General features: G+C 63.9%; 21 protein-coding genes. 6 read left to right on the top strand and 15 right to left on the bottom strand.

What is annotated here, in order from left to right; translation table 11 throughout:
• Positions 1-259 precede the first annotated feature (259 nt).
• On the top strand, positions 260-1,573 hold the full coding sequence (locus QZV93_RS14230; RefSeq protein ID WP_295559292.1) for a tlde1 domain-containing protein: 1,314 nt from the start codon (positions 260-262) through the stop codon (positions 1,571-1,573).
• A gap of 213 nt (positions 1,574-1,786) precedes the next feature.
• Here the strand turns inward: QZV93_RS14230 and QZV93_RS14225 are convergent, their stop codons facing one another.
• Positions 1,787-2,794: a trypsin-like peptidase domain-containing protein gene (locus tag QZV93_RS14225; RefSeq protein WP_295559291.1), complete on the bottom strand. Its 1,008-nt coding sequence runs from the start codon at positions 2,792-2,794 to the stop codon at positions 1,787-1,789.
• A 283-nt stretch (positions 2,795-3,077) separates the two neighbouring features.
• Here QZV93_RS14225 and QZV93_RS14220 point away from each other — a divergent pair, with 283 nt between their 5' ends.
• Positions 3,078-3,443 (top strand): hypothetical protein, encoded by a 366-nt coding sequence (locus tag QZV93_RS14220; RefSeq protein WP_295559290.1) that lies wholly within the window; start codon positions 3,078-3,080, stop codon positions 3,441-3,443.
• A 21-nt stretch (positions 3,444-3,464) separates the two neighbouring features.
• Here the strand turns inward: QZV93_RS14220 and QZV93_RS14215 are convergent, their stop codons facing one another.
• Positions 3,465-4,595, bottom strand: coding sequence for an extensin family protein (locus QZV93_RS14215; RefSeq protein ID WP_295559289.1), 1,131 nt, complete (start codon positions 4,593-4,595; stop codon positions 3,465-3,467).
• A 216-nt stretch (positions 4,596-4,811) separates the two neighbouring features.
• Here QZV93_RS14215 and QZV93_RS14210 point away from each other — a divergent pair, with 216 nt between their 5' ends.
• Both QZV93_RS14210 and QZV93_RS14205 read left to right on the top strand, forming a co-directional pair.
• Positions 4,812-5,642, top strand: a complete 831-nt coding sequence (locus QZV93_RS14210) for a toll/interleukin-1 receptor domain-containing protein (protein WP_295559288.1) — start codon at positions 4,812-4,814, stop codon at positions 5,640-5,642.
• A gap of 42 nt (positions 5,643-5,684) precedes the next feature.
• A complete protein-coding gene (locus QZV93_RS14205) occupies positions 5,685-6,047 on the top strand; it encodes a hypothetical protein (protein ID WP_295559287.1) in 363 nt (120 codons plus the stop codon).
• 6 nt (positions 6,048-6,053) lie between these two features.
• Here the strand turns inward: QZV93_RS14205 and QZV93_RS14200 are convergent, their stop codons facing one another.
• From QZV93_RS14200 to QZV93_RS14145, 12 genes are all read right to left on the bottom strand, one after another.
• Positions 6,054-6,551 (bottom strand): hypothetical protein, encoded by a 498-nt coding sequence (locus tag QZV93_RS14200; RefSeq protein WP_295559286.1) that lies wholly within the window; start codon positions 6,549-6,551, stop codon positions 6,054-6,056.
• Positions 6,552-7,180: 629 nt separating this feature from the next.
• Complete coding sequence (locus QZV93_RS14195) at positions 7,181-8,977, bottom strand: cation:proton antiporter (protein ID WP_295559285.1); 1,797 nt, start codon at positions 8,975-8,977, stop codon at positions 7,181-7,183.
• Between the two features lie 245 nt (positions 8,978-9,222).
• Entirely contained in the window at positions 9,223-11,418 is a 2,196-nt protein-coding gene (locus QZV93_RS14190) for a CHAT domain-containing protein (protein ID WP_295559284.1), read from the bottom strand.
• A gap of 185 nt (positions 11,419-11,603) precedes the next feature.
• A complete protein-coding gene (locus tag QZV93_RS14185) occupies positions 11,604-12,290 on the bottom strand; it encodes an outer membrane beta-barrel protein (RefSeq protein ID WP_295559283.1) in 687 nt (228 codons plus the stop codon).
• A gap of 229 nt (positions 12,291-12,519) precedes the next feature.
• Positions 12,520-13,386 carry a DUF2189 domain-containing protein gene (locus tag QZV93_RS14180; protein WP_295559282.1) on the bottom strand — a complete coding sequence of 289 codons (867 nt, stop codon included), beginning with the start codon at positions 13,384-13,386 and terminating at the stop codon, positions 12,520-12,522.
• Between the two features lie 211 nt (positions 13,387-13,597).
• Positions 13,598-14,452 carry an SGNH/GDSL hydrolase family protein gene (locus tag QZV93_RS14175; RefSeq protein WP_295559281.1) on the bottom strand — a complete coding sequence of 285 codons (855 nt, stop codon included), beginning with the start codon at positions 14,450-14,452 and terminating at the stop codon, positions 13,598-13,600.
• Positions 14,374-15,774, bottom strand: coding sequence for an OpgC domain-containing protein (locus QZV93_RS14170; protein ID WP_295559280.1), 1,401 nt, complete (start codon positions 15,772-15,774; stop codon positions 14,374-14,376). Before QZV93_RS14170 ends, QZV93_RS14175 begins: the two co-directional genes overlap by 79 nt.
• Before the next feature lie 50 nt (positions 15,775-15,824).
• Positions 15,825-16,634, bottom strand: coding sequence for an aminoglycoside phosphotransferase family protein (locus tag QZV93_RS14165; protein ID WP_295559279.1), 810 nt, complete (start codon positions 16,632-16,634; stop codon positions 15,825-15,827).
• A 4-nt stretch (positions 16,635-16,638) separates the two neighbouring features.
• Positions 16,639-16,920: a hypothetical protein gene (locus QZV93_RS14160; RefSeq protein ID WP_295559278.1), complete on the bottom strand. Its 282-nt coding sequence runs from the start codon at positions 16,918-16,920 to the stop codon at positions 16,639-16,641.
• A gap of 129 nt (positions 16,921-17,049) precedes the next feature.
• Entirely contained in the window at positions 17,050-17,895 is an 846-nt protein-coding gene (locus tag QZV93_RS14155; RefSeq protein ID WP_295559277.1) for a hypothetical protein, read from the bottom strand.
• Positions 17,896-18,054: 159 nt separating this feature from the next.
• Complete coding sequence (locus QZV93_RS14150) at positions 18,055-19,359, bottom strand: PepSY-associated TM helix domain-containing protein (protein WP_295559276.1); 1,305 nt, start codon at positions 19,357-19,359, stop codon at positions 18,055-18,057.
• Positions 19,360-19,392: 33 nt separating this feature from the next.
• Positions 19,393-21,783 carry a TonB-dependent siderophore receptor gene (locus tag QZV93_RS14145; protein WP_295559275.1) on the bottom strand — a complete coding sequence of 797 codons (2,391 nt, stop codon included), beginning with the start codon at positions 21,781-21,783 and terminating at the stop codon, positions 19,393-19,395.
• 399 nt (positions 21,784-22,182) lie between these two features.
• Here QZV93_RS14145 and QZV93_RS14140 point away from each other — a divergent pair, with 399 nt between their 5' ends.
• Entirely contained in the window at positions 22,183-22,398 is a 216-nt protein-coding gene (locus QZV93_RS14140) for a cold-shock protein (protein ID WP_295559274.1), read from the top strand.
• A gap of 59 nt (positions 22,399-22,457) precedes the next feature.
• Here the strand turns inward: QZV93_RS14140 and QZV93_RS14135 are convergent, their stop codons facing one another.
• Positions 22,458-23,060 (bottom strand): class I SAM-dependent methyltransferase, encoded by a 603-nt coding sequence (locus QZV93_RS14135; protein ID WP_295559273.1) that lies wholly within the window; start codon positions 23,058-23,060, stop codon positions 22,458-22,460.
• Between the two features lie 340 nt (positions 23,061-23,400).
• On the opposite strand from QZV93_RS14135, the gene QZV93_RS14130 reads away from it, so the two are divergent.
• Positions 23,401-24,753, top strand: a 1,353-nt coding sequence (locus tag QZV93_RS14130; RefSeq protein ID WP_295559272.1) for a DEAD/DEAH box helicase, incomplete at its 3' end; no start/stop codon positions are given.

Here is a 24,753-nt window from a genome sequence, read left to right as displayed (position 1 = left end):
CGCAGCAGCAGATGACCGGCTTCGACGAAAAAAGCCTGCCGGACGCGGAGATCGATGCCCTGATCGCCTTCCTCACCCATATGGCGGCGCGCTGACCCGCATGACGAGCCCGTCTTTGCTCCTGAACCGGGATAAGCACGGCACCGCCCAACCCTTGGGTGCGGCGAAAGGATCTGCCCCGGCAAGGCCTTACTCTCACCCCGACTCGTGCCGTATGAATGTCCCGGGGAACAGCCCGCAACCGGCGCAAGGGTATCGCGTGTCGCGAAGAACGCTCATAAATGGAGCCGCAGGACCGGCGATCGTAGCCGCGGTGAGCCTCCTGTTGCTGCTGCCGGCGCATCCAGGCTTCGCCCAGCAGGCCGGCGAGCCGACGGCGGAGTCCGAGCGCGCGACGGCGCCACCGCCGCTCAATGCCCCGTCGGAGCTGCCCGCCTTGATGACTCCGACGCCGACGCTCGTCGAGCCTGCGGATATGACCCCGATCGCTGTCCCCGCACCCGAGCCGGCCGAGGCACCGATACCTGCAGGCGATCCCGGGGCTGCTGCGGCGGCCGCCAACGAGATTGCCGACATCTTCAGCAAGGTGGGCGATCAGATCTACGAGGAGTGCATCTTCGACCTCTCGGAGGAACAGATCGCGGTCCAGGCCGCACTCATCCAGACGTATGTGATGAAGGGCGCCTCGAGTGCCGTCGCGCGCCAACTCGCGGCGACGCAGATCCAGCCGCCCAAGCTGTCGCAGAAATGCGAGCAGGTCCGGCGCACGCCGGACGCGCCGCCTGCGGACTGGGCCACGACCACCACCGAGCCGCCTGCTCCCGAGAAGCCGCCTGTCGTGGCCGCCGTACCCAAGCAGCAGAAGCCCGTACCCGAGCAGCCGCCGCCGGCCATCGCCCTCGCGGGCAAGAAGGGTCTGCCGCAGTGGGATTGCGCCGACGGCGTCGACTACGTCACCATCACCTTGAACGGCTACCAGAGAAAGCTGACCGGCGGTGAGATCTGCAATCCCTTCCAGGACGTCGTGCGCGAGGTGCCCGCGTCGCTTGCCAGCTTCCGCCTCGGCTACACCATCAAGACCGGTCGCCTGTTCGTCATCTCCGACGATCCGCAGACCAATGGACAGACCATCGCCTGGGGCCTCTCCGGCCGTGACGTCTGTCGCAACAATCCGGATCCCGATTGTTTCGCCGCACGCGCCATCGGTCCCCTGCCGCCGGGCGAATACGCGTTCGCCGACAAGCAGCACCGGGTGAACTGGGGTCCACGCACCAAGCGGCATGTGGCCGCCGTTTACCTCAAGAAGCTCTGGAACAAGGAGCGCTTCAGCCCGCAGCACACCGCGGCCATCATGAAGCGGGGCAATATTGCCATCCACGTGCGCTTGAAGGGGGAGATGTCGGAAGCCTGCATTGGACTGGAGCCGAAGGGCTGGGCCTATGTCGCCCAGATCATCAGGGACGGCCGCGCCACGGGGCTCGACGTCTACATCGACGAGCAGCACCCGCAGATCGCCGAGGCGCCCCCGGTGATTGTCGCCTCCTCTTTCTCGCTCACCTCCCTCTTCAAATAGCGCCGCCGTTCTGATAGTCGCAGCGGATAAACACACCAGGAGATCCCGATGCCGACCATGTCAGACCAGCGCCGCAAACGCATCCAGGCCAAGCAGCGCAAGGCGAGAAACGCCGACAAGCGCGTCGCCAAGGCCGCCAAGCGCGAACGCAACAAGACCAAGTGACGGATGAGGTCGTGTCGACGTATCGGCACGACCTCCTTCCCGCGCTTCTCACCGATCCCGCTCGTCGAGCAACACGCCAACCGCGTCATAGCTCTCGCCGCGGAAGTAAGTGACCGAGACCGAGGTGCCGATCGCGTCTTGGTTCAACAGCCGGAGAATGTCGTCCACGCCCTCCACCGGTTTGCCGTCGATCCCGACGATCACGTCGCCCGGACGCAAGGACGCGCGCGCGGCCGGGCTCGCCGGCGCGAGATCGCGAATGGCGACACCCGTCGCCTGCGAGAGACCGGCCGCATAGGCTGCGCGCCGCCGCAAAGGCACCTGCTCGCCCACGATGCCGAAGCGGGCGCGCCGCACGCGGCCGTGTGCCAGCACCTGCACCAGCACGTTGAGTGCGGTGCTGGACGCAACGGCGAACGCGATGCCCTGCGCGCCCATGATCATCGCCGTGTTAATGCCGATGACCTCTGCCGTCGACGACACCAGCGCACCGCCCGAGTTGCCCGGGTTCAAGGCCGCATCCGTCTGGATGACGTCCGAGATCAGGTTGCCGTTCTGCGCCCGCAGCGACCGACCGACCGCGCTCACGATACCGGCCGAAACCGACGACTGAAAGCCAAGCGGATTGCCGATGGCGATCGCGATCTGCCCCGGCTTGACGCGTTTGGAGTCGGAGAGCATCGCCGTCGGCAGATGTTCCGTCGTCTCGCCGCGCAAGACCGCGATGTCCGTGTCGGGATCGCGACCCAGGATGCGCGCTGCAAACTTACGCCCGTCCGCAAGCGTGACGCGCACCTCACGCGCACCGTCCACGACGTGGTTGTTGGTCAGAATGATGCCATCCGGCGACAGGATGACGCCGGAGCCCGAGCCCTGAGCCGGCTGGCCGCCACGTAGGCCCGTGATGCCGACGTGCACGACAGCCGGCGACACGGCCTCGACCGCCCCCACGACGGCTTCCGAATAGTGGTCGAGAAGATCGCGATCGGCAGCGCCAGAAGGCTCGGGCCTGTTGGTGGTTCTGTTCGTGTTAGAGAGAAAGGCTAAGCCGCGCATGAGCTGTTCCCCTTCGAAACGCTGCGGCATACCGGACGAGGCGTCCGGCATGGCGGCATCGGGTTGTTGCGGTTTCGGAGGAGATGGGAGCCCCGCCCGCGGGATGCAATGGCGTCGAGAGCTGCGGCGAAAGCATAGCCGTTAATCACGCTTGCATGCCTGCGGCGGCTGGCGCCGGCCTCGGCCCCACGCCACACCTGTCAACGGCCGGGACCCGTGCTAAAGTCCCGTCCACACTGCCCGGGGGATAGAGCGTCCGATATCAACCTGTGAGGTGGTAGTCATGCGTTTTAGACCGACACTTGCAGCCCTGGCGGGCATCGGCACGGCGTTCACGATCGCCGTGCTCTCGGCTCCGGCCAGCGCCATGGGTCCCGTCGGCCCGTCCGCGGCGAGCAAAGCTGACAACGGCATCGTCGAAAAAGTTCATCGCCGCTGGGATCGTAGGCGCTACCGCCGCCACGGTTATTACCCGCAGGCCCGCTGGTATCGCACCCGGCCCTACTACTACTCGTACGACGATCCCTACTACGCCGCGCCGTACTACTATCGCCCGTACTATTACCCCTACTACGGCAACTACTACGGCCCGCGCTATTACGGCTATGGGTTCTATCGGCCGCGCTTCGGCGTCAGGATCGGCTTCTGACGCGCCTCGACTGTACCGCGGCTACTCGCAGTAGCCGCGGCCGCGGCGCGAGATGAGATCGAGATGGAAGTGGTTGCGGTGCGGATCATTGGCCTCAGGCCCCAGCACCGTGCCGAACTCACCGCACGCGCCGCCATGAATGGCACGCAGGAACAGCGCCTCCTTTGTCGGTTTTGCCGGCACGACGGGTTTCTCCGTCTCGGCGAGTTTACTCGCTTTCGCCTCCGGAGCGTCGGCAACAACCGGCTTCTTCTGCAGCTTGAGCATTGACGGAGTAAGGGACGCTTGCGTTACGGCTACCCCGGTTTTCTCGGGACGGCCCGCTTTGCCTGCAGTCGCCGCATCTCCGTCTTCAGCTTTCGCTTTTGCTTCCTCCAGCTCCGCCGCGTTGTCCTTGGTCCGTTTGGCCTTCGCCTTGGCGTCCGCCTCTGCCTTCGCCTTGAGCGCCTTGATGTCGCGCGCGGTGAGACCCCAGCCCTTCAGCACGCCCACCGTGCGACCGTTCGCAAGCGCAAAGCCACCGATGTCGATCGCGTTGGCGAGCGCATGCTGGCTGAGCTTGGCGTTCGGCAGGTTGTAGATGTTGCGGCACGAGTATCCGGACGCCCGGACGATGCGAACGACACCCGACTGGAAGCGCTCGCGCGCCTCCGGCTGCAGCGTGGACTTCACCCAGCTGCCGAGCGCCGCCACCATGCGGCAGTTGACGTCCACCGGCGGGTCGAACACGACCTTGTTGGAATCCGCGCCGACGCTCTTGAGACGCACCGGCGCCGGAAGCCCGCACGCACCTTTCTTGATAGGCTCCAGGTATTCGATCTCGGCGGACACGCCTGAGAGCAGATGCATGCACTGCTCGCGCCCGCGCGCAATATCCTCCGCAGGCCACTCCTCTTTCACCGGCTGCGCGGCGACCTCGTCCGAAGGAGAAGCGGTAGGCGGCGAGCCGGACGCGGCAGGCGTGGCTGGTGGCTTGGAGACGCTCGTGGACGGAGGTGCACCGGAGGCTGCGGGAAGATGCATCATCGCCGCCGCACTGGCCTCGAGTGGCGGCGGCAACCCCGAGCGCGCGGCAAGCATGAAGAGGCCCGTCATCATCACGTATGACAAGCCGGCCGACAGCCCGGGAATGGGTTCTTCTCTTCGTTTCATGGCCGTTCCACCGCCATTTGCGAAAAGATCTCCGCGGTCAAAACACGGCAAAATAATAGCGCCGAGGATCTAAAGATCCCTTAGAACGCCCGAAAAAGTCTTAGGTATGTCGGCCTGCGCCTGTTGCTCCGGCCGCCCCGGCCACCGTTGATTTGGCAACGGCGAAGCCGTGCAGCGTTGCTCGTCCGTGGTCGCCTTGTTATATTTTTCTGAGAATTGGGACAGGCGCAGGACCCGTCCGATCCAAATATTACGCACGCGAATAACTCTGATTTCACAACCATATTTTCCTCGTGGCCCATGACGGACGCCTTCATCAGCTATGCAAGATCCGACGAGAGCTTCGCGCAGAAGTTCGCCGAATGCCTTGAGCAGAAAGGGCTCCAGGTTTGGTGGGACAGGAAGCTCATACCCGGTGACCAGTTTGACCAAGAGATCGAGCGCATGATCGGCGAAGCCCATCGCGTTGTCGTCGTTTGGTCGAAGAATTCGGTGGCTTCCCGCTGGGTGAGGGCCGAAGCCGATGAGGCTTTCGAGCAAAAGAAGCTGATCCCCATCCGGATCGACGACTGCCGCCTTCCCATGGAGTTCCGCCGCGTCCAGACACCCCCGTTGATCCAGTGGTCGGGCGACACCTCGCACAAGTCCTTTGTTCAGGTGCTGGGCGCCATACTCGATTCAAAGGGGCGCCAAGCGCCGAGGCCGGCGAACGGCAGTGGCGACACGGCCGGATGGCAAGTCGTTGCGACGAAATTCGGCTGGGGCTCCGCCACCGCGACCGTCAAACGTGGCCCGTTCACGCGCACCATCGAATACCGCAACAACGTCGCCAACGAGTCGGTCTCCGTGGACGGCATAGAAGTCTGCACCGGCGGGACCGCCGTCAAGCGACATCCGCTGTTTCAGTTCTTTTTGAGCGACGGCCCGCACACTGCCATTTGCCAGCTGGAGCCGATCTACAGTGTCGTCGGGCGGCTGGTGACGGCGCGCCTCAGCGGAATTAAATTGTCCATCGACGGCAGCACACCGAGCGTGCTTTCGCGATGAAGTAGGGATCTAAGTTTAACGGGGGGAACCATCGTGCCGGGAATGAAGACACGTCGCTTAGCAGCACTGGCCGCGATCCTACTGCCGTTCGCGCAGTGCGAAGCGGTGAATGCGACAATCGTCGCCGCCTATTGCAGCGAGACCGACAGCGTTGGCATCCAAGCCAATGAAAGCGGCGCCTACGCCGCCGAGGCGGCCCTCAGGGACTGCAACATCGCGTCTGGAACCGTCGGGTGCTGCGCAATCATCGATACGACGGACGCCACGTGCATGTCGGTCGCAACCACGCCGAGCGGCGCCTACGGCACGGGCGTCGGCGACTATGAAGTCGATTCATCCAGCTCCGCCGTGGAGAACTGCGCCTCCGCGGGATGCCGGGCCGTGCACTACAAGTGTCAGAACTGATCGCAGCTATTGGATCTCGTTATAGGTATCGATCACCTCGAACCGCGTGTCTTCCTGGTTGACCGAGGTCTTGGCGCTGTATTCGTTCTGCCCGATCGTTCGCGCCGTGAAGTTCGCGTGATCGACCGAAATCTCGGAGTACGGCTCGACCGTTACATAGGTGCTGTCCCGCTGCTCGATGCGCCCCGATGGCTCCCTGAGCTGGAGCAGCACGCCGCCTTTGGCGGGCTGATCCTGATCGTTTTTGAGCGAGAAGGTGGCCGCCACGGCCGATTGCACGACGAACTGGCTGGCAGTGAACAGGCCAAACACCGCAAGCGCCGGCAGGAAGGCATGCGCCGGCCGCATCCCCGAGATCAACCCGGCACCGACCGTGCCCGCAATCCCCATCATCTTGAGGAGCTCGCGCCGGTCGACCCCGCGCCCGAGCAACGCACGGGCCTCACGGCAGATTTCTATTTCTTCTTGAGAGAGTTGTCTCTGCGAAACGATACGAAAGGTCATGCGCACACCTCCCGGGCAAAACAGCTAAAAAATGGGAATCCAACTCAGTATCTTCACTGACGATATTCTCGAAAGCGTACGGACACAAGCGGACCTGCGGAACGCTTGTGACCCTCACGCGCAACCGGCGCGCTGGTTTCAATAGGGAAGGCAGACGATATCGACGCTCTCGGTCCCCACGGTTTCGCAGGAGCCGCACGTCTCACCTTCGGCGGACTGGCCGCTTTCACATTTGCAGGTCGTGCGAGAGCGCTCCCAGCAACGCTCGCCCTCCTGAGGAGCGTACCCGAGCTCGCGTGTTTGCAATCCATCCTTGTCGACACAATAGCTGTCCGTTTGCGACTGCCACGGCTTGCAGACATCGGCGAGCGCCGCAGGCCCGCTGGCGGCGAGAAACAAAGCGCAAGCAGCAAAGGCGATCGTCAACTGACGGAAAACTCTGAAAAAAGAGGCAGGCAACATTTGCGTCTCCACGTTGATCAGCTCGTAAAACAACCGAGCTTATCATCGTTTGCGAACGGACGATATTCACGCACATCGTTGGAACGCAATTCTGCGCCGGGCGCGAATGCACCGTGATAGCGGGCGGGACCTGGAGCGCGGTCCAGTCCAATGGGAAACGCCTTGGTCTAGCGCCGCAGCGCCTTGGCGCGGATGGAGCGCGTCGTGAGACGCCCGGCCTGCTTGGCGGCGTCCTGCAGCTCGTGGCGGAACTCGTCGCGCTTCTCGTGAATGGACGCGATCACGAGCCCGGTCGGCAACCCGAGTCCCACCAGCGTCGCCTCCGAGAGCTGCAGGCTTGCCTCGATCGTCTCCGGCACCGCGTCGGTCACGCCTTCGAGGTAGAGATGGCGCGCGTGCTCGGCATCGCGGGCGCGCGCAACCACGAGGATATCCGGTCGCAGCTTCCGCACCGTTCGCACGATCTCGTCCGCCGCCGACGACGAGCGCACCGTGACGATCACGGCAGCCGCTTCCATGAGCCCGCAACTGTGCAGGAATGCTTCCTTCGTCGCGTCGCCATAGTAGACCTCGCGCCCACGGCGGCGCTGCTCCGCAACGGCCTTCGTGTCGCTGTCGACCGCGATGTACGGAAACGTATGCGCCTCGAGCATCTCCACAACCACCTGCCCGACGCGCCCATGCCCGACCACGATGGCATGGCCCTTGGCGGCCCTGGGCGCTACGCGGAGCTCCGGATCGCGATCTTTGGGCGGCTCGAGTTTCGCCGACAGCCGCCGGTCGATCAGCGACAACAGCGGAATGAGCGCCATGCTGATCGAGGTCACCGCCAGCGTGAAGCTCGACGTCTCCGTGCCGACGATCCCGATGGCCGATGCCATGCCGATACCGACGAACGCGAACTCACCGCCGGGACCGAGCAGCAATCCCGTCTCGATGGCCGCCGGCCACGGGATATGGAAAAGCCGTGCAAGCCCGATGAGCAGCGACGACTTGATGGCGATCACGCCGATGACCGCCGCCGCCAGCAGCAGCGGCTCGCGCGCGAGCTCGCGCAGGTCGATGTTCATACCGACCGTGAAGAAAAAGATGCCGAGCAGAAGTCCCTTGAAGGGATCGATGGTGGCTTCGATCGCCTTCCGGTATTCCGATTCCGCGAGCAGGAGCCCGGCGACGAAGGCCCCGAGCGACATCGGCAAGCCGGCAACGCCGGCCGCAGTCGCCGTGCCGACGACGACGAAAAGAATCGCCGCCACGAACAGCTCGTTCATGCCGAACGACGCCACCAATCCGAACAGCGGACGCAGGAACAGGCGCCCGACCAGTACGATCAGTCCGATGGCGAGCACCGCCGTCCCCACCGCGAGCACCACCCCCATGAACGCGGTACCGCTCTCGCCGCGGCCCAGAATGGAGATGGTGAGCAGGATGGGTACGACGGCAAGATCCTGCGCCAGCAGGACGGAAAAGCTGGCGCGGCCCGCGGCCGTCGTAAGCCGCCTCTGGTTGGCCAGCACCTCGATAACGATCGCCGTCGATGACAGCGCGAGGCAGGCGCCGAGCACGATCGCCACCGTCGGCCCCTGTCCGCTCAAGGCCACAATGGTGGCGATCGCGGCTGTCGAGAGAATGACCTGCAGGCTGCCGAGCCCGAACACCAGGCGCCGCATGGTTTGCAGGCGCTGGTAGGAAAGCTCTAGCCCGATCACGAACAGGAGGAAGACGACACCCAGCTCAGCGATAGCCGAGACGTTCTTGGCGTCCACCACCGTGACCCAGTAGAGAAACGGCAACTCGCCCTTCAGCGCTCCGAGCCCGAGCGGCCCCAGCACGGCGCCGGCGATCAGGTAGCCGAGGACACTGCTGAGCCCCCAGCGCTGCACCAACGGAACCACGATGCCGGCCGTCCCGAGGACGACCAGCGCATCGCTGTAGGCTTCGACGTTGAATGAGGCTGCGGCCATATATGCTCTCTGAACACAAGGGAGCATGAAGGGTTCGTAGCGCCCGCACAAGGCCGCCGATTGTGCAATCGTTGGATCGGGAAAAGGCAGTACCAAACGAGCATCATCGTTTCGTCTCGCCAGAAAAGGATTTCTTCCCGCTTCGTCGCCAGATTGGAGACAGTGCGCCGGATCCACCCGCCAGAAGAGGGAAACGCCTACCGACGGTCAGCATAGAAATATTCGAGGACGGCGCCCGTACTCCGTCAACGCGAAAGCGGGGCCGCGCCCTCCCCCACGACGACGAACGGCGCCCAGTAGGCCGGGTGCGACGAGCGCTCGTCACCCTTGTCGAGCATGTCGACCATGGCGCGGCGAAGCGCCTCCGATCGCCCGATCCCATCCGCACTCTGGTGGCGGACGGCGCCGGCCACCAGATCCACCGCCGCCCGCTCGGCGACCGACCAATGCGAGACGAGAACAGCGCGCGCACCGGCGTAAAAAAACGCGCGCGCGAGCCCGGACAGCGCTTCCTGATCCGCTCCCTTCTCGCCGCCGGCGGCTGTGTTGCAGGCCGACAGGATGGCCCAGTCTGCGTTGAGATTGAGCTCCGCGATCTCCGAGGCCGCCAGGTAGCCGTCGTCGTTGGTATCGGTGACTTCGCTGGGTGGCGTGAGAATGAGCCCCGCCTCGCTCGCACCCTGAAAATTGCCGACCACCGCACCGTGGGTCGCGAAATGCACGATACGGTACCGGAAAAGCTCGCCCTCCGCGTTAAGCTCGCGCAGCTTGCGCTCGGTGGCGTTGTCGGCAAGCAGCACCCGGCTTTCTGCAAAAGCCGGATCGGCGGCAATGCCACAGACGAGCTTCGCGGTGTCGGGAATGGGCGCCCACTTGCGAATGGCGGCAACCGTCTCCGCGGCGCCCAGAAACGTCGTCTCGCCAAACTCACCGAACAAGGCGAGGGTCTGTTCTTCGAGCGACGGCGGCACGTCGCACGTTTGATAATGCCGTGAAATCCTGCGGCGAAGGTCGAGACGGGACAGCGCACCGGCGCTGAGGCCCTGTTCGTTGCCGTCGATCGCCGGATTGGCGAAGGCGATCATCGGCAGCCGGGCCGGCCCACGTCCGCGTGTCGTGCGAAGTGCCTTGAGCGCGAACACCGACGGCAGCACCGTGACCGCGTGATCGCGCACGAACCACGACACCTCCTTGCCGCCCGTGGCCGGCGGCGGTTTGGTGACGAGTACGTGAAACGGCAGGCGTGAGATGACCCCGGCCGGCACGACGAAGAGATGCTTGCCGGCGATCAGATCTTCGACCTGGCCGAACAGAGTCTTGTAAAGTTCGTGCGCAAGCGAGAAATCGAACGGCGGCTGCGTGCCGAGCGGCGTTTCCGGATTGAGACCGAGCAGAGAAGCGCACTTTTGCCGGCCCTTCCCGACCCAGCTCCCGTGGTCGAGACCGCACCGCAACCCTGCAACCCAGTCCTCCAGCGACTTCGTGCCGAGATCGACCTTAATCCACTTACGCTCGGTCTTGGTAATGACCCAGAGAAAAAGATTATCCGCGCCTTGCCATTTCGGGGCTGCAAACAGCAGGAAGGCGTCGGTCGGGGCGAGAAAACTCTGCACGTCCGCCGTCTCGAGCTCCCCCTCTGCGCCCCCCAGGGCCTCCTCGATCGAGACTTCTTTTTCAGCCGCGATCCGCGCCTTCTCCGGAACAAGCAGCGCCAGCTGGGCATCGATGTCCGCCACCTGCGCCGCGATATCGCGCTTGCGCACGCGCGAGCTCTCGCCGGCAGCTTCCATCTTGCGCCAGGCCTCGAACAGATCCTGCCGCCGCCGCAGCAGGGCACCCGCTTCCAGCGATCCGCTCGCCCGTCGCAGCGCCATGCGGGCAAGCGCAAACGACGCCTCGGACGTCGCCAGCTGCGCGAAGCCGAACGTCATCTCGAATTTGCGCTCCTCCTCCCCCGGGCGGAACAGTCCGGCGATGATCGAGGCTGCATACTCTCCATTGAACTTGTCGCGCCGCTCCGACTCCTGAAGCAGCTCGAACTCGATCTTCCGGCCGGCTCGGCGGTAAATGGACTTGAGCGCCGCGACCATATCCAGTCGCTCCGGGTTGCCGCCCGGATAGGATTGCCGGTTGTTCGCATAGGCCGAGAGAAGCACCGCTTCCGTCGCGTCCGAGTGCCCTTCGTCGATAAGCAAGTCAACGAAATGCCAGAGAGGCTTTGCGAACACCTCCGGTTGCGTCGCGTCGATGGCCTTCTGCTTGGCGACCGCATCCATGATCAGCCGCGCTGCATCCGCATTTCTTCCAGCCGCCTTGAGCTGCTCGGCGTCGCGCAGCATCGCCGCGACATCAGGAGCTTGCGCACTCCAGTCCTCGGCGCACGCGTTGAATGCGCTCGAAAAAGAGACGGCTACGATCACGATGCAGGCGAGAAAACGCATGACATAAAGTCCTGAAAAACAAGACGCTGCTTCATGAGCAGCCACGCGAAAATTGCTCGATGCTAAAAAAAAGGAAAGCTCTCAGGTCAACCCAGCTTATCACCGGAGCCAAAGGGCGTCAGCAGCTCCAGGCAAACGCAAAACCCGCGCCTGGAGCTGGACGACCCTGCAAATGAACGACGCGACTAGAAGCGATAGCCGAGGGAGAGCCGGCCGACATGCAGGGTCGGCTCGATCGATGGCGAAACGAAACCGTTCAGATCGATGCCCTCGACGGTCGGCAGCGTGATGTCTCCGCTTCCAAAATCCGTGTAGCGGTACTCACCCTTGAGCGAGATGTGATCGGTAAGCAGCGTCTCGAAGCCGCCGCCATAGAAGATGCCGGCGATGCTGGAGACGCTGGCCCTCGCAGAGATTTCCGCCGGACCGGAAATGTTCGCGCTGATGTCGGTCGACCCAAGGCGGGTGTAGCCCGCCGAGAGAAAGAGAAGCGCCGACGGCGAGGGGAGGAATCCCAGACGCCCGCCGACCGACCAGCTGTCGTCGATCTCGACCTTGCCGTGTGCTTGCAGCGGGATGCCGGGAATTGACACATCGACATTGGTGGCAAGGGTGTCGAAGTCATAGTCGAAGAACGCACCCACCAGAAACCGGTCGTGGAACTGATAGTCGCCGCCGATTCCGAGCGAGAAGAATGCCCCATCCCCGCCGAGCCCATCGAGCGACACATGGGCGCCGATGGCGCCCGGATCGTCCTTCACGGCATCGCCCGGCACGGCCGTGACCGTATTGTTCAGCGCCTTAAGCCCCCCGCCGGCGCCGATATAAAGCCCGGTCCAAAGCGGCGTGCCGAACGCCGAAGCATCTGCCAATGCGGCCGACGACGGCAAAAGACAAAATATTGCAATTGCAGAGATAATTCGAACCATCTTCGCGACCTCAAATGCCATGGAAGTAAGCAAATAGAGGGTCACTGATTCTCGTTTAATAAACGATGTATTATATCAGACGACGGACGACCAACGGGCCGGCGCTGAGGCGCGAAAACAGGAACCGAGTCTCGCGATGCCGGCCGGATGCCGGCACGACACTGCGCGAGCCTCACCGCACGAGATCGTGGCTGATGGCCTTGCGATAGAGATGCCACGTCGCATGGCCGAGGACGGGAAACACGATCGCGAGACCGAAGAAGAACGGGATTGCCCCCGCGATGAGCAGGCCAACGACGAGAAGGCCCCATAGCGCCATCGTGACGGGATTCTCCAGCACCGCCCTCACCGACGTCCGCACCGCCGTCGCGACGCCGACGTCACGATCCAAGAGCATCGGAAACGAGAAGACGCTGATCATGAGCGCGACGACGGCATACACGAAGCCGATCGCATTGCCGGCGAAGATGAGCTGCGAGCCGGCCGGCGTATCGAGCTGCGCCATGAACTCGGCAAAAGAGCCTGGAATTGCCCCGCGGAAGGTCTGCGTATAAAGCGCCTGAGCGGTCAGCATCCAGGCCACGAAGATGGCGAGCATCACCACGCCGAGTGTCACGATCGATCCGATGCGCGGTGATTTATAGACCTGAACCACATGCCAGATCGAGACGTCGAGCCCCTGTTCCCGCCTTCGGCTCAGCTCGTAGAAACCGACCGCCGCCACGGGTCCGAGCAGCGCCAGCCCCGCCAATAGCGGGTAGACGAGCGGCAACAGGTGCTCGCCCGCATAGAAGCGGAACAGCATCAGCCCCACGACCGGATAAAATAGAAGCAGGAAGAGCGCGTGCGTCGGTGCCGCGTTGAAGTCGTCGATGCCCTTGACGAGCGCATCTTTCAGATCCGCAAACCCGATGCTGCGAACCTGCGGCTCGCCGGATCTCCAGATTGCGGAAGCCGGCCACCTCTCGTTGACGACCGGCGGATCGAGGGGCCGCTGATGGCGTGAGTCCGCGCGGATGACCTGCTGTGGTGTCACCATGGCCATATCTCCGGAGCTTAGCGCCGGGCGCTTACGACGCCGGAAGAGGGACCCGGGCGCCGGTTAATTGCCGTGTCGGGGCGCCGTAAAATTTGAGATGCGTCGGCCCGGCCGCGAATTCAATAGCCGCCGCACGGGAAATTTCCCGAATCCGGAGAGACGCCGGCCGCCCTAGAGAAAGACCATGATCGCCCTCGGCCTGCGGCCCGGACTACATCCGTGCCTGGCTCTTGTCGGCCGCCACCGGCACGCGAGGCGCAGCGGACACGGCCGCGGCCGAGCGCAACGACTGCGCCAGGAGCCGGCCGATGCAGTCGTAGGAACGGTCGTTGAGGTGGAATTGATCCGGCGCCAGCAGCGTCGCCGCCGTGAACTGCGCGCTGGCGATCAGGTGCTGCATGATGCGGAAGCGCTGCATCACCGGCACCTTGTGTTGAATGGCGACCTCGCGCATGGCCGCCATGTAGAGTGGACCGTCCTTGAGCTTCTGGAAGCTCGGATAGAACTGCTGATCGATGAGGATGACGTCCGCTCCGATGGCCCGCAGAGCCGCGATGCCTTGATCGAGCTGCTGCCTGAACTGTGCGATCGGAACGCCGCGGATGGCGTCGTTGACGCCCGTTTGCCAGATGACGAGCTGCGGCTGCCGCGGCGCCACGTCCTTGCCGATACGGGGCAACATCTGCCGCGCAAGCTGTCCGCCGACCCCGGCGTTGATCACCCGCACGTCGTTCTTTGGCCAAAGCGATCGCAGCTCCAGCTCGAGCCGCGCGGGATACGTATGCGCGCGGCTGCTCGCTCCCGCCCCCCACGTGCTCGACGAGCCGAGAGCGACGATGCGGATGGGCACGTTGCCTTGCACAGCCGATGTGAGCTTGGGAAGCGGAGCTCCGAGCGCCAGAAGTTCGGGCGGCGCGCTACAGCCGTTGGCGAAGGCCGGGGCCGAGGGAGCGAGGCCGAGCGCCGCCGCAGTGGCGAGAAGAATGGTCAGGACGCGAGAGCTTGAACGCTTGAACGCGGCCGCAATGGCACGCTGGACCCCTGTGCGCGGCGCGACATCTGCCATGCGGTCATCCCCATGATCGCGATGCCAACGACGTTCACCGCCAGCACCGTCAAGTGATTGGAACCCAACTCAGTGAGCGCTATCCAACCAAAAAATGACAGGAGTGTGCCGAGCGAGAAGATTTCGAGTGAATGCTTGCCGCAGGTGGAAACCGCATTGGCCCACGGCCGCTTGAGCCATGCCGCATTACTAGGCACAACAGCCGCGACGAAATAGGCGAGCGCAAGCACATGCAGGAAACGCCACGGCGAGAGATCGGGCTTGCTCATGGGTTCGACGATCTCGCGCGAGATGAGCCGCCCGTCCGGTAACCACGAATGCTGAACCCAGGGCGCCGCCACAATAAAGGCAAACGCGAGATAGGCGGCGATCGGAATGAGGAGCGCATTGCGCGGATAGGACTGGACGCGCCGCGCCATCACCGACGCAGCCGCGCCCGTCGTGAACAGCAGCTGCCACGCGAACGGATTGAAGAACCAGCCGTCGACGCGGTGCTGGGTCGGCAGGTTGATGCTGGCGATATTGGCGATCAGCCAGATGCCGAACGACACCGCGAGCGCGAGCAGGACGCTCTTGCGTAGAAGAAAAAGGGCCACCGGCAGCCAGAACATCAGGACGACGTACATCGGCAGGATGTTCATCTGGTTGGGCTGGTAGAAAAGGAGCAGCGCCGAGGCAAGCGTGTGCCAGGGAGCGGTCGCAAGCTCGGCCATGGCGATGTTGTTGACGTAGTCCGGGTTCTGGAAAAGGCGCGCCGCCGTATACAGAAGCACGGCAGAAGCCAGAAACACGCCGATGTGCCAGATGTAGATCTGCCCGGCGCGCCGGCTCGCACGCAGCCAAGTGCCCTGGAAATCCCCCCGTTCGCACATCGACCAGTACGCAAGGCCAGCCGAGTACCCGGCGAGAAGGACGAAGACCTCGCTCGCATCCGAGAAGCCGAAGTTCCGGAGAGTCACGCTTGCCCAGGAGTTATCCGGCACATGATCGATAAAAATGAAGACGAGCGCCAAACCACGGAAGAAATCGATCCGCAGGTCACGTTCCTTCCGGGGGCTCATGCTCATAGGGTCACAATCACGTTGTTGACATGAATGCAGCCTGAACAGGCGGCTGATGCAAGCCATAAACCCTGCAGAAGGCGCGTTGGTTTCAAGACCACAATAGGATGAAAGCGAACGCTGACACTTGTGACCGGCCGCCGCGCCCCGAAAGAGGACGCCGCGACGGAAGCAAACAACCGAGCGGTCGTTGGCATGGCGAACGCCGTACCGATCAGAATCGCCCGTCGCATCATCAGCATAGGAAACGGAAAGGCACAAAAATGGCGCCTGCGATGCCGTTGATCTTCAAGTGGGATAGCCGCTTGGGATCAGTGGTCCCGCTCTGCAAGCGCGAGCTCGGCGACGGCGAGATCCACCTCCGGAGCCTTACCATCGTTGATGAGCCAGGCCGCCGAAAGACCGGTGTAGGCGATGATCCAGTCGAGGAGCCGCCGCCGCGCGATCCCTGACCGCTCCGCCACGATCTCGAGACGCCGCCGGAACCGCTCCGGCACGACGGCGACAGGCCGCTCGGGGTCGTCCATGTCCGGGTTGCAGAACAGGTTCGCATAGTCGAAGCCGCGCTCGCCCTGGAGCCGGTTCGGATCGATGGCGAGCCAGCCGCGAGAGCCGAAATCGAGAATATTGCTGTGGTGAATGTCGCCGTGCAGGACCCCGACGTCTCCCACGTCCGAAAGCAGATCCCGTGCCGCAGCCGCCGAGCGCCCAAGGATGTCGCCATGGGTTGCGGCAGCCGGCCAAAGCGCCGCAAACCATTGCTCGAGCCCGATGAGATCGGGCAGCGGCTTGTCGTGCGGCCTGTGAAGTTCCGCCACCACGTCGCAGATGATGTGCGTCGCCTCGTCGTCGCGCCCGTTGCGGGCATACTCCGAGAGCGACCGCGCGCCCTGCGCCCTCTCGAGCAGAAGCGCATCGCCATCCACGGCAAGCACCCGCGCTGCCCCGCGTCCGTCCCACCAGCCGAGCAGCACGCCGCCGTCCTTCGCCTCCGGATGGGTCGCGATCCTCAGCATGGCCGCTTCGCCGCCCCGGCGTACGGGAAGCAGCCGTGCAGCGCGCGTCACGATGGGAGGGCCGTCGGGAACGAGCCCCCAGCGCAGGAGGTGCGGGTCGAACAAAGCCTTAGACGAGCTGCGTCGTCTTTTGGCTGTCGAGCCACTTGGCGATGATCGTGCGGTCGTGGAACTCGATCGCCCCGCAGTTGTGGCAAACGATCATGAGCACGTTCAGCGTCGAGCTGGAGGAGCAATCCGCGGTTGCACCGCGGTTGCAGTTCAGCGTGTGGACATCGAGATCGCACTTCGAGCGGAAGCGCCCGCAGACAGCGCAACTCGTCAAATGCTTGCCGAACAGGAACTTGTCGACATCGGCCTTGGTGATTTCGCGGTTTGGCGTATCGGTCATCGCACCCACCGTGAGTTGGTTGTTTCCCCGAGTCTTTTCTCTCGTTACCCGAAAGATAATCCGGCCACGTCCTGGCGGCAAGGAGCGGATGCCCGCCCTCGCACTGCAGCATGCAAATATAGGATACCGCTAGTTTTCGCCGACGCGCTTGATCTGAGGCAAAGGCGTCTCTTCGGCCGTCTTGAGGGCGACGGTTGCTCCCGCTCCCCCCTCGATCACGATCTCGGCCGACTTGATGCAGATCGGCATCCGCGCCGGCTTGAACGTCTGCTTGATCTCGAACACGCCGTCGTTGTCGCGCACCGTGACGTTGGCCTGACCCTGGGCCAGCTTCTCCACCTCGGCCTTGCCGCCGAGCTTGCCGAGATCCGTCGCCTTGAGCTTGTAGCTGACCGCGCCGGCCCGCACCGTCTCGCGCACCAGGAAGTATTTGCTGCCGGCCTTCGGCTTCATGCTGGCCTTGAACAGATCGACGATCTTGTCGGCCACGTGGTCGTCGATCACCTCGCCCACCATGTCCTCGACCGTGATGTCGACCGTCATCGTCTTCTTGTAGTCGGCCGACGCCGACGCCGTGAGACCCGGCACCACCTTCTGCAGGAGGTCGATGGACATCCCGGCGTTCGCTTGCTGGGTATCCGAGAGCACGTAGTTCGAGATTGGCACCTCGCGCTTGTAGTTGGGAAGCGCGACGATGGCGGGATCGGTGCTGAAATCCTTGACGCGGAAGTACGTACCGTCCTTCTCGAGGCGGTAGATCGAGCCCGCCGGATCGAAGCCGTTCGGCACCAGCGGACACTGGTAGCCCTTGGGCACGCCCGGAACGAACTGCTGGTTGACGTTCTCCGCAACCGGCTTGATCGACGCCGTATCGAGCCCGGTGACGATATCCGAGCAGCCCGCCAGGAGCACCGCAAGGCAACCAAGCCCGACGCCCCCAAGCGCTCGAAATCCTGTCCCCGACCCGCCTTGCATGTGTGCCCCGTACCCCGTCCCAGACGCCTGAATTGGTATCAGGCGTTCAGGACACCCACAATGAGGGTCGGCGCTCTATCACCAGCGGCGCGAAATCTCACGTGTGGAATATGTGGATGGTGGCGCGCCTGCATCACGGGGGTGGGCTTGCACGGCCGGCTACCGGGCGACAGGCTCCGCCCGAGCCTCTGGGACCTGCCGCCCGGCGACCTTGCGCCCGATGCGCCCGGCACGCTTCTTGAGCCAGATCACGATGCCGGTAGCCGAGAGAAGCGCCACGACCAGCCCCATGAACGACAGGAACACGCGCCCCGGCACGCCCGCGATGCGGCCCGAGTGCAACGGAAACTGCAGCTGCATGAAGATGTCGGCGGCCGTTCCCTCCCATGGCACGCGTCCGCCTTGCATAGCCCCCGTTGCCGCGTCGAGGAACAGCATCTTGATCATGCCGGCCGCGCCATGCTCCTCGCCGGGATGGAAGAAGCTGATCGAATAGAGCCCATACTGCACGCCGTAGAAGGCTGAGCCCGCCGGCTCCTCCCAGCCACGGCGCCGAGCCTCGGCGCTGGCGATGTCGACGGCCTGCGGGAAGGTGACGACCGGCTCGACCGGTTCGTTGAGCGCCGTCGGCGCGCGGTCGTCGAACGCGTCGGGCGTCAGCGACGAGACCAGGCTGAGGATCGGCCGCACCACCTCGTTGGTCAGGTTCATCGAGATCGATGTGAACGCCAGGATGAAGAGCGCCGCCCACAGCCACAGTCCGAAGGCGCGGTGAAGGTCGAGGTTGCGGCGATAGGCGCTGGCCCCGCGCTTGATCATCCAGGCTGGCTTCCAGCGCTGCCACCACGTGCGCCGCGGAGCAACGGCCGCTGCGCCATTGTTGACGGTCTCGTCCGGCTCGCCTCCGCTCTGGCCGGCGCGGCGCGGCAGGGTGAGATAGAAGCCGACGAAACAGTCGAACATCCACACGATGCCGACGATGCCCATGAACCAATATCCCCACCGGTCGATGCCCCAGAAATCCGGGATATGCATCGAGTAGTGCAGCTTGTAGAGGAACGGCAGGATGTTTTCGCTGTCGAGCGAGATCGCGCCCCAGAAACGTTTGCCGGCCACCTCCCCGCTCGCGGGATCGATGAACACCTGATTGTAGTCGACCGCATAAAGCTCGCCGGTCTTGGCATCGACCCGCGGCTCCACGAACAGATCCGCGTTGTGCCCCTCCTCGAACGACAGCGGGAAGTAGGTGACGCGAATCTTGGAATCGGCCGCTTCCACACGCCGGACGAGCTCATAGGGCGAGAGCGCCGCCCCCGTGGTTCTAGCGTCGTAGAGATGCGGGTTCAGCCATTCGTCGAGCTCATGGTCCCACGAGATGACGGCCCCCGTCACCCCCGCGATGAACAGGAAGACGGCGATGAAGAGCCCCGCCCAGCGGTGAACGATTGTGAAAAGAGTGCGCATCTTCTCCTGGTCGTAGGCGAGCGAAGCAATACTTCAGAAGCGATAGGTCAATCCAGTGGTGACGGCGCGCCGCGATCCGCGGAAGCAATCGCCGCGCGACAGGCAGGTCGTCAAGTACTCCTTGTCCTCGAGGTTCGAGCCGTTGATGGACCAGCGCCAATCGCCGGCGTCATAGGCGATGGACGCATCGACGAGCCCGACCGGCGGCGTCTTGAGCGTATCGGTGCCGTCCCAGGACGACCCGATATAGCGCACGCCCGCGCCGACCGACCAGCCCTTGAGCATCGGATCGTCGAAGCTGTACAGGGCCCAGAGCGACGCCAGATGCTCCGGCACGGATTCGATGTTGAAGCCCTTCTGGTCTCCGCCGACGTACTCGGCGTCCGTAAAGGAGTACGCACCGATGATCTTCACATTGCGCGTGACGTTGCCGACCGCCTCGATCTCGAAACCGCGGATGCTGACCTCACCCGTCTGAACCGAGAAATCCGGGTTGGGCCCGCTGGCCAGCCGGTTGCTCTCGGAGATGTCGTAGACGGCGCTGTTGATCATGAAGCTCGAGCCGGGCGGCTGATACTTGAAGCCGACCTCGTACATGCGCCCTTCCTGCGGATCGAACGCGCCGCCGCCCTGCTTGCGCCCGATCAGCGGTACAAAAGATTCCGCGTAGCTGACATAAGGCGTCAATCCGAACGAGAACTCGTACATCAGACCCGCGCGATACGTCGTCACCTCGTTCTTCTGGTCGGTGATATCGGTATAGACGCCGTAGTACGGATTGAACGACGTGCTGTCCTGGTGCAGCCAATCGTGCCGCGCACCGAGCACTGCGATCCAGTTCCCAAGCCGCAGCTGGTCCTGAACGTAGACGCCCGTCTGCGTGATGGTCTGATTGTCCAGGAACTGAACGGGGATCTCATCGACGGGATCGTAGCCAACGATCTCCCCGGTATCGGGATCGTACTGCGGGATGCCCAGCACCTCGGGCTGCCCATAGACCGGATTGTAGACATTGAAGGGATTGAGCGAAATCGCTTCGCCCGACACCTGCCTGGATTTGAAGTGGCTGGTGTCCACGCCACCGATCACCTTGTGACGGAGCGCACCCGTGTCGAACTTCGCTTCGAGATTCGTGTCGGTGCTCCAGGTCTGGGAATCCGAGTAGCCCTCGGCCTTGGCGCGCCGCATCGTCTCGAACTTGGAATCCGAATAGGGGAAGAACGGATCGGTGAGCAATCCGCCACCGGTGCCCGGTCCCTGCGCGCCATAGAAGAACGCGGGATAGTAGGTGTCGTAGACGTTGTGGATGTCGGTGAAGCGCACGTTGCTTCTCAGCCGGAACGTGTCGTCGAACTTGTGGTCGATGAACAGCGACCCGCTGTTCACATCCGTGTCGTAGCGATCGAACCCGGGTTCGCCGATGAAGCGATCGAACGGGATGATGCCGCTCGGCCCCGGAAAGCGCGTACCCAGATGCGGCAGGAACTGCTGCGTCGACCCCATGTCATCGCGCTGGAAATGCCCGAGCAGCGTGATGCTGGTGTCCGAGGTCGGCTTGTAGGTGATCGACGGCGAGATCGCCATCCTGTCGTCCGGCACATAGTCGACCTGCGTATCCGCGTCGCGCAAGAGGCCGACGAGGCGATAGCTCCACTTCCCGTCCTCGGTCAGCTTGCCGGTCATGTCCGTCTTGACTTGCTTGAAGTCGAACGAGCCGTATTCGACGGTGACCTCGCGGTGCTCCTCCTCTTGCGGCCGCTTGGAGACGGAGTTGATGATGCCGCCCACCGGCGCCTGACCGTAGAGAACGGACGGCGGCCCGCGCAGAACCTCGATGCGCTCCATGAAGTAAGGATCGATCCGGTAGCTGTAGACGTAATAGTTGAACGTGCGCTTCAGGCCGTCGAGAAACTCGGCCGCCTCCGTGCCGCGCACGAACGCCGTGTCCGCGCGGCTATCGAGGCCGTAGCCGTCGGCGATGACACCCGGCACATAGCGCAGCGTCTCCTGCCAGTTCTTGGCCCCCTGGTCGCGGATTTGCTCGGCGCCGACGACGGACACCGACTGTGGGATCTCGCGCAGCGGAGTATCGCTTTTCGCGCCCGTGGTCGTCTGCGTCGCCACGTAGCCGTTCTTGAGCGGACCGGTGCCGGTCTCGGCCTTTCCATCACCCACCGACTCGCTCTCGACAGCAGACGCTTGCACGGACCCAGCGGCGACCGGCGCCTTCTTGGTTGGAGCAGACGTCTTGGGTTTGGCGGCTTTGGCCGTGGTCTCGACCGTCACCTGGGGCAGCTCGACGGTCCCGCCTTGAGGCTGGGCCTGTTCGGCCGCTTGTTGGGCGAGGGCTCCCGTCGCACTCATCGCCACGGCAGAAATCACCGCCACGCACCGCACGGGAAACGCGCGAGCTCCGTTCGCCATCCTGTCCTCCACAAGAAAACGCGAGGCGAAGATTTCTTCACCCGGTTTCGATGGGAAGCTGGCTTGCGTCAGAGGAAGCTCTGCCGCTGGCTTGCTACGATCCCAGCCCGACGTTTAACACCCTCGGTACACATTGAATACCTTAATAGTACACTTATTGCATACCGAACGAGCACAGTGTGTCGCAAATACACCGCGAATTGATCCTTGCTTTCGCCATATCGCACACGCATATACCGCGTGCCGGTGCGCTCCGAGGTGGACGTACCCTCACGAAGTTGAATGAGAGAGCGTGCCACCGGCCGTTTTGCCTTATTCCTGATCGACTGAGATCCCGGGCGCTCGGCGTGCCGCCTTGGACTGGCTGAGCTTTTTATGCACGCAAGAAGGAATACCACTATGGATCGCATCACGGGCACCGTGAAGTTCTTCAACACCGCCAAGGGCTTTGGCTTCGTGCAGCCCGAGGACGGCTCGAAGGACGTCTTCATCCATGTTTCGGCGCTCGAGCGCGCTGGCATCAACGGCATTTACGAGGGCGACAAGATCTCGTTCGTGCTCGAGGATGACCGCAAAGGTCGCGGCAAGCAGGCCGGCCAGGTCCAGCTCGTCTAAGACCACTCTGCCGATTGAAATTAGAGAAGCCGCCGGTCCCTGCCGGCGGCTTCTTTCGTTTATGTCGCCCGCGCGAGCCACACGGTATGCCCGCCGCAGGCTCGATCCTCGGCGATATGCTCGACAACCTCAAATCCAGCCTGAGCGAGCAGATCCCTGTACGTCGCGGGATCAAGGCTTGCGTGATAGAGCGGCTCGCCTTCGTAGCTGCCGATCGCCTCGCCGTCGGCGGGCCCGCTCGTGAACATCAGCGCCGCACCGCGCGCGGCATGCGCCCCAAAAATCGGAAACATCTGACGCTGATCGTCGCGGGAGAGGTGAAAGAAGCTGTCCCACGCAATGATACCGCCGAAGCAGCCGCCAAGATCGAGCCGGCGCATGTCCGCAACCAGCCAGTCGTGCTCGGCAAAGCGAGCCTTCGCGAGCCCGATCAGGGACGGTGACGAATCGACGCCCGTGACGCGATGGCCGGCCTCGATGAGGTAGCGGGCGATGGGCTCGCCCGCACCACAACCGAGATCCAGGATCGACGCACCGGGCGCCATCGCGGTCCGGAACCGGTCCAGCCATGCCCGCTCGAACAGGGACCGCCCGCGCTCGCGGTCCCAGGTGCGCGCGTGACGCTCGTAGAGGTCCATGACGTGCTTCGATGCCGGATGCATGGGGCAATGTCTCCGGCGTTCGGCAACGATGCAAGGCGTAACCCTGCGACGACACCGCGCCCCGCCCGTCCTTGACTTCGCACCCCCGACATGGGACAAGCCCCCCAACGCTCGATGGAATCGGGCGTCTTCCGGCGCTCCAGCCGCGTGAAGGGACATGTCTCAGGCCCAATCCGACCGTCGGAACCGGCCTAATTCGTCCCCCTGTTGAGCGCCCCGAAACTCTCCTCATCCGACAGCCCAGGCCACGCGGGGCGTCACAGAAGCTTAGCGTTGCTTGCGCATATGTGCGCGGGCCGCTCGCCGCCTTGCGCGGCCACCCACAATGAAAGATCATCCGTTGACATCATTTTCTGATCTTCGCCTCGCCGAGCCGCTCCTCAAGGCCCTCGAGGGTGAAGGCTACAACACCCCGACGCCCATCCAGGCCAAGGCCATTCCGCCTGTCATGGAGGGCCGCAACCTGCTCGGCATCGCCCAGACCGGCACCGGCAAGACCGCGGCTTTCGCGCTGCCGATTCTTCATCGCCTCGCAGCCGACCGTCGTCCTGCTCCGCGCAAGGGCTGCCGCGTCCTCGTCCTCTCGCCGACGCGCGAGCTCTGCACTCAGATCGGCGAAAGCTTCCGTGCCTACGGCCGCCATCTCGGCATCACCGTCTCCGTCGTTTTCGGCGGCGTCGCCCACCGCCCGCAGATCCAGACCCTCTCGCGCGGCGTCGACGTGCTCGTCGCAGCCCCAGGCCGCCTCCTCGACCTCATGGAGCAGCGCGCAGCCGACCTCTCGGGCACCGAGATTTTCGTCCTCGACGAGGCCGACCAGATGCTCGACCTCGGCTTCGTGAAGCCGATCCGCCGCATCGTCTCTCACCTCTCCCACCGTCGCCAGAACCTCTTCTTCTCGGCCACCATGCCGAACGAGATCGCGGGCCTTGCCAACGAGCTCCTGAACGATCCGGTCAAGGTCTCCGTGGCCCCCGTCGCCACCACGGCCGAGCGGGTCCGCCAGCGCGTAATCCATATCGAATCCAGCAAGAAGCGCGCGCTTCTCGCCGAGCTGCTCGCCGATCCCGAAATGACACGCACGCTCGTTTTCACGCGCACAAAGCGCGGGGCCGACCGCGTCGCTCGCTACCTCGAAGGCGTAGGCATGAAGGCCGCCGCAATCCACGGCAACAAAAGCCAGCGTCAGCGCGAGATCGCACTCGAGGACTTCAAGCAGTCGCGCATCAATGTGTTGGTGGCGACCGATATCGCCGCCCGCGGCATCGACATTGATCTCGTCACCCACGTCGTCAACTACGAGCTGCCCGAGGTGCCGGAAGCCTACGTGCACCGCATCGGCCGCACCGCGCGCGCCGGCGCATCGGGAATTGCCATCTCGCTCTGCGACGTCGAGGAACGTGACCTTCTTCGCGCTATCGAGCGTTTGACCCGTCAGCAGATCCCGCACGAGGATCGCCGCAACGATCCGACGATCGTCGCAGACAAGACACCGCCCCGTCGCGACGACGGAGAGCGCACCAGCAGCAGTCCCCACCGCGGACAGCGCCGCCAAGGCGGCCGCGGCGAGCGCGAGCAGCGTCGCGACCAGGAACCGCGCGGCCGTGACCGGCACGGCCGACAGGAACAGCGGCCGGAAGCACGCGGCGAGCGCCGCGAGCACGCTCACGATGGGAGCCGTCAGCGCGACCAG

This window comes from uncultured Hyphomicrobium sp. (assembly GCF_902826555.1).
In the GTDB taxonomy this organism is placed as follows: Bacteria; Pseudomonadota; Alphaproteobacteria; order Rhizobiales; family Hyphomicrobiaceae; genus Hyphomicrobium_C.
Note: the sequence above shows the minus strand (reverse complement) of the source record. Positions and strands in the feature narration are given on the sequence as shown.